Below are 5,913 nucleotides of genomic sequence, written 5' to 3'. Positions count from 1 at the left end.
AAGATGCTAAAAACTGTAGTTAAAGATACCAAGTTAATCTAAAACTAGTTCATCCGAAGTTCCCTGATCTAAAGTTAAACACTTCTGCATCCCACCTTGAGTGGGAAGGAATCCAATCAATCATTATATAGAGTGGAAAGATCAGAATTTATAAGAATTTGTGGGGTCTTTTTTTAACGCTTCCCTTGCGCCTTAACTTGCATCCTAACCCTATAAGCTCATAGGTCTGGTGTGGGGAATTCTAGTTCTTCTAGTTTCTAGTTTGGGTAAAATGCAATCAGCCAGGTCTAACTAAGGGGAATCACCATGCTAAAGTATGACCCATTACAATATCTTCCTACTTCCGAGGAGTTACCCTCTTCTGATAACACCCCTGTGGATAACGAACTGCAAGATTTAATTCCCCACTTGCTCAAAGGGATCTTATCCTTAATCTGGCAACAGCGCTATGACTGGTTTTTTGGAATTGATATGGGCTACTATTACCACCCTAACCAAAGCGCGATAGTTCCTGACGCTTTCTTAAGTTTAGGAGTAGACCGGCGCAAAATTCGTCCCAAGGGTCGTCAAGGACGTTTAAGTTATGTGCTTTGGGAAGAAAACAACACCGTGCCAATTCTAGCCATCGAAAATGTCTCTCAAACCTACAATGGCGAGTACGACCAGAAAAAATTAGACTATGCCGAATTAGGATTCCTATATTATGTAATTTATGATGGCGACAGTTATTATCCACGCAAAGGGGAGCCCTTTGAGGTTCATCGCTTGGTAGATGGGGTGTATGTGCGTCAAAGCGGGAATCCAGTGTGGATGCCAGAAATTGGGTTAGGAATTGGTACAGAGTTAGGAAGTTATCAGGATTGGAGTCGGGAATGGCTTTATTGGTATGACCTTCACGGGAAACGGTATCCCTCCCCAGAGGAAAGAACTGAACAGGCTGAACTGGAAGCATCTCAAGAACGTCAACGGGCTATTCAAGCTGAGCAACGGGCTGCGGAAGCTGAACAGAACCTTGATGCTTTGAAAGCTCAACTAAAACAACTGGGGATGAATCCTGAAGATTTTATGAATCGTTAGCTGGAAGAAGCAGCTAATCCTAATAGCAAATTCCCCTTGAAAATTCCCTTGATAATCTACTCTATAATCTAGTCCTTGAGATGCAGACGAAAATTTTTATAGCCACAACAACTGACCCACCCGATGTCTCAACCCAAAGTCTTCATAACTCGCCGCCTTCCTGATACCAGACTCGAACAACTCCACCAAATCGCCAATGTGGAAATCTGGCCAGAGCGTCAACCGCCTCCCTACGAGGTATTGCTGAACAAAGTCAAAGAAATCGATGGCTTACTGTGCCTACTCACAGATTCCATTGACAAGCAAATCCTCGAAGCTGCACCATCCCTGAAGGTAATCAGCCAATTAGCAGTAGGTTACGATAACATTGATATCTCTGCTGCCAGCATCCGGGGTATCCCCATTGGTCATACTCCTGGTGTCCTGACTGAGGCAACAGCTGACTTAGCCTGGACGTTACTCATGGCAACAGCACGGCGAGTGATTGAAGCAGACCAATTTGTAAGTGCTGGTCATTGGCAGACTTGGGAACCGACCTTATTGCTAGGACCAAACATCAGCGGTGCTACTTTAGGAATTGTTGGCTTTGGACGCATTGGTCAAGCTGTTGCTCGTCGTGGGCGAGGGTTTGATATGGAAATTCTTTATTACAGTCGGCATCGACGGGACTCAGAATTAGAAAAATCTTTGGGTGTAAAGTATGCTGAATTCGACGTGCTCCTAAGGGAATCAGACTTTATTACCATTCACACTGCTCTGTCTGAAGAAACCTACCATTTATTTAGTACTCCCCAGTTTGAGCTGATGAAATCCTCAGCGATCATGATCAACACGGCACGAGGAGCAATCGTAGATCCAGAAGCATTGTACCAAGCTCTAAGCAATGGTCAAATCGCTGCTGCTGCTCTGGACGTAACTAAACCAGAGCCCATTCCCATGGATAGTTCCTTGTTGAGCTTGGATAATCTGATCATCACCCCTCACATTGGCAGTGCAACTTATCAAACGCGATCGCAAATGGCTACGATGGCCGTGAATAATCTTATTGCTGGACTTTTGGGTAAGCGATTACCCTATTGTGTGAATCCACAAGTGTATTAAAATAAAGTATTAAAATAAATCGGTTGGGAGCATGTCACTTATGCAGAACATTTGTACTAAATTTGGGTAATAGGTAATAGGTAATTGGTAATTGGTAATTGGTAATAGGGGCAGCATCTCACTTATGCATAATATTTTTACATTATCTATAGCCCCCTAATGGGTTTAAGCTTGCGCTCATGGGACATAGTACAAATGTTCTGCAACTTTGACCTGCTCCCAATCGGTTTACTTGAGTTCTAATTTAAGCAAACTTAATATGGACCCTAAAAAACCCATCAAATCAGCTATTTCAGACATCCAACCAAAACCCTCTAGTCGCCCTAGTCTGCGCGAGAAGTTCTTCAATACCCTCAAGACTAAATACCCTAACATCCACGCTCTATATGTAACAACTTGTATCATAGGCATCTGGAGTGGCGCTGTCCTGATCTCGGATACATGGGCACAAGGAGCCAATTTGCTTGAGGAGCCTGCCCCTGAGTTTGCCCTAAAAGTGGTGATGCGTCACCTTGCTTTGTTAATCATTGGTTTGTTCACGCTCTGGATAGATGACCTATCCTTGGAGGAGCTAGTGCTTATGAAAAAAACTCCTATGGAAAAAGATTTCGAAGAAATGAATTCGAGGGAAAAGCTTTTCTATAATTTCAAAACCAAATATCCTAACCTATCAACTATGTATACTCTGCTCGCAATCATCACTTCCTGGTGTGGTATATGGGGGTTGATTTGGGACATACCTATTCAACCGTTTTGGCGATCACTAATGACAGTTTTTCTAGGCTTTTTCCTGCTATATATTGACGATTTGAAATTGGAGGAACTTTAACTTGGACGAACTAAACTAGACTAACGCAGTAGTCGGGCATAATTTTTAACTTTTAAGCAAGCCCTACTTAGCATAAATCTTATTCGAATAAGTAAGTCAACTATTATTAAATTTACCTATTGTGACGATTTTAGTGTTAGATTTAGATGAGTTTAATAAATAATCGGATACTTGACTAGGATAATTTAATGAGTTCAGGGCTTATAATTCTTTCGTTAGTGATAGCGTTTCTTTATGGATCGTACAACTTTTTTATAAAGCTATCATCCGAGCAAATTGATCATATCTTGGGAGCTGCTATTCTCCAATATACGGCTCTTCTCCTAGGACTACCTGTGCTTCTTTTTCTCAAACTAAAAGGTGCGCCAATAGAAGTTACTACCAAGGGCATTACCTACTCGGTATCTGCAGGAATTCTGATAGGGCTAGCTGAAATTCTTTCATTTTACTTTTTTGAAGATACTGATGTCTCTATTGGATTACCTGTAATTATTGGAGGAAGCGTTTTGTGTGGGAGTTGTTTAGGTTTTTTTATTTTGCATGAAAAGTTAACTGTATTGCAAATCATAGGAATCCTTATGGTGATTATAGGTATAGCAATAATTTCCTTTAATACTCAGTTAGATGCTTAAGATAACCGCTGTTAAGGTGTTTAAAGTTTGGTGGTATCATCCGATATTTGATAAATACTATAGAGTGACAATTATTAATCACAACTCAGCACTCAGGTTGAGCTAGGTAAACCTTGGTACGATACGTCAAGTAAACTAAACCTTTGTGATCACACCAACTGTTGTACAATTCCTGCAAATCAGAGATAAGTTTCTGGTGAGCTAATCCTTCCCGTGGGATATAGGAGACACTCTTAGCACGACCAATCAGACCATCTTTATCTAAGGCTTGCTGATAAGAAAAGGTGTAGGAACAGACCTTAGGAAACAATGGACTAGCGAGCAAGGGGTCTACCGAACACATACGGGACTCAGCCGGATGATGATTGGAGGCGATTTGCACTAGATGAGTATAGCCTTGGGTAAAATCATCTTGACGGTTGCGGTCATTCCAGACCACAGCTAATTTTCCAGTAGGCTTCAGGATACGGCGAAACTCTAGCAAACTTGGCTCTGGGTCAAACCAATGGAAGGATTGAAAGCAAGCGACTAAGTCAATAGATGCATCAGGTAAGTTGGTCTGTTGAGCAGTTCCATCCCGGAATTCAACCAATGGATGGCTGGTAGCAGCTTGTCTCATCTGAGTATTGGGTTCGATGGCAATAACTCGAACTCCCCGTTGAGCTAGTAGCCGAGAGGAAATTCCTGTTCCTGCACCAATATCCGCAGCTACCAGTTGCCCTCTGTTCTCAAGTCCTTCCAGAATCTTGTCGATAGCTGCAGCTGGGTAACTGGGTCGGTATTTCGCATAATCTGCCACCAGTTCAGAAAATCGACTCTCTGGGTTCATCTGGTGTAATGGTGTTGTCTCAAGGTTCGTTTCGGTCATGATTAATACCAATCAGGATTTAGGCAATCACTGTACTTGTAGGGTAGGGTACTAGTTGTGTGGCCAGATTAGCAATTTTGACAAAGATTTACATAATCCGTGCATTGAGATGATTTTAGGCTTCGATCCAGGACGAGATAAATGTGGTGTAGCAGTAATGGAAAAAGAGGGTCAGCTGCTAACCCATGAGGTAGTCGCTTCAGGAAATGCGATCGCAAAACTCCAGCAACTGTGTCAACAATTCCCCATTGAAACCATTGTGATGGGAGACCAAACTACTGCCAAGAGATGGAAACAGAAAATCCAGGAGGAATTACCAGCATCAGTACCTATTGTCCTGGTAGATGAGCGCTACAGTAGTTTAGAAGCTCGCCCACGCTACTGGCAAATGTATCCTCCCAAAGGGTTCCAACGCCTCATCCCCGAAGGAATGCGCCAACCTCCTCGACCCATTGATGATATTGTGGCAATTTTGTTAATCGAGCGCTATATAATCAAAAGCAAAAGCTAAAAGGGATATCGTCGTCTTCCCTTGGGCATGACCTATTGACAGGATGCTCAAGCCTCTTCTAATTTTCCCCTATTATCCCTTCTGAGAATATAGCATTTATCATAGTAATGAGGTACACAGGATTTTTACACTGATCCAAAGTTCCCTACTCCCTACTCCCTACTCCCTACTCCCTACTCCCTACTCCCTACTCCCTACTCCCTACTCCCTACTCCCTACTCCCTACTCCCTACTCCCTACTCCCTACTCCCTACTCCCTACTCCCTACTCCCCAGAACAAAAGTACCTCAACGAATTGAGACATGCTATAGTTCGGCTCGAATCGTAAAAGCATAGTTTCCCCCTGGTTCGAGCTGGTAATCCCACTGTTCTAAAAATCGGCCAAGGGGTTCCTGAATCAAGGCACGGCCCAAAGAGGGGGTGACTAACAGCTGACTGACCCGAAAATGCCACTTAAACTCCCATTCATAGTCTGCGGCTTGGACTTCCCCTTCAATCTTGCCCTGTTGCCAGCAGTGCCGCGTAATTCTGACGTAGGCAGTGGTTTCAGGCAAACCCTTTGCACTCACAATGGTAAAAAATCCTAATCTGCTTTAAAGACATAGGTTAGCAGACCTGTTGGCAGATAAGTCAATAGGGATCAAGCCGAATGTGATAGCAGTGTGGGTGGTTGATGACCAAGGAACCCAGGGGGTGCATGTCAGTTTTGTTAATCCCTGATTCAGATCCCCCGTTTCCCTTAATAAGGGGGACTTTTCAATCTAATTCCCCCCTTTTTTAAGGGCAGGGCTGTTTCAAAGAAAAATAAGTTAACGAGAAAAGGAGATAGGGGGATAGGGGGATAGGGGGATAGGGAAATAGCTCAAAATTTTCCGAAAAATCCCCAAATTTAGTC

At 43.1% G+C, this 5,913-nt stretch carries 7 protein-coding genes; 5 read left to right on the top strand and 2 right to left on the bottom strand.

Annotated features, from left to right (window positions below):
* The first annotated feature begins 306 nt into the window (after positions 1 to 306).
* The 4 genes from F6K51_RS34875 to F6K51_RS34860 all read left to right on the top strand — a co-directional run bounded on the left by F6K51_RS34875 (position 307) and on the right by F6K51_RS34860 (position 3,639).
* Entirely contained in the window at positions 307 to 1,077 is a 771-nt protein-coding gene (locus F6K51_RS34875; protein WP_293030043.1) for a Uma2 family endonuclease, read from the top strand.
* Between the two features lie 123 nt (positions 1,078 to 1,200).
* Entirely contained in the window at positions 1,201 to 2,178 is a 978-nt protein-coding gene (locus tag F6K51_RS34870) for a D-glycerate dehydrogenase (protein ID WP_293030040.1), read from the top strand.
* Between the two features lie 259 nt (positions 2,179 to 2,437).
* Complete coding sequence (locus F6K51_RS34865) at positions 2,438 to 3,007, top strand: hypothetical protein (protein ID WP_293030037.1); 570 nt, start codon at positions 2,438 to 2,440, stop codon at positions 3,005 to 3,007.
* A gap of 188 nt (positions 3,008 to 3,195) precedes the next feature.
* Positions 3,196 to 3,639: an EamA family transporter gene (locus tag F6K51_RS34860; RefSeq protein ID WP_293030035.1), complete on the top strand. Its 444-nt coding sequence runs from the start codon at positions 3,196 to 3,198 to the stop codon at positions 3,637 to 3,639.
* Positions 3,640 to 3,724: 85 nt separating this feature from the next.
* On the opposite strand, the gene F6K51_RS34855 is transcribed toward F6K51_RS34860, so the two are convergent.
* A complete protein-coding gene (locus F6K51_RS34855) occupies positions 3,725 to 4,507 on the bottom strand; it encodes a class I SAM-dependent methyltransferase (RefSeq protein WP_293030033.1) in 783 nt (260 codons plus the stop codon).
* A gap of 109 nt (positions 4,508 to 4,616) precedes the next feature.
* Here F6K51_RS34855 and F6K51_RS34850 point away from each other — a divergent pair, with 109 nt between their 5' ends.
* A complete protein-coding gene (locus F6K51_RS34850; protein WP_293030031.1) occupies positions 4,617 to 5,018 on the top strand; it encodes a pre-16S rRNA-processing nuclease YqgF in 402 nt (133 codons plus the stop codon).
* Positions 5,019 to 5,323: 305 nt separating this feature from the next.
* On the opposite strand, the gene F6K51_RS34845 is transcribed toward F6K51_RS34850, so the two are convergent.
* Entirely contained in the window at positions 5,324 to 5,587 is a 264-nt protein-coding gene (locus F6K51_RS34845) for a DUF3146 family protein (protein ID WP_075896297.1), read from the bottom strand.
* Positions 5,588 to 5,913: the final 326 nt, after the last annotated feature.

The organism is Moorena sp. SIO3I8 (assembly GCF_010692325.1).
In the GTDB taxonomy this organism is placed as follows: Bacteria; Cyanobacteriota; Cyanobacteriia; order Cyanobacteriales; family Coleofasciculaceae; genus Moorena.
Note: the sequence above shows the minus strand (reverse complement) of the source record. Positions and strands in the feature narration are given on the sequence as shown.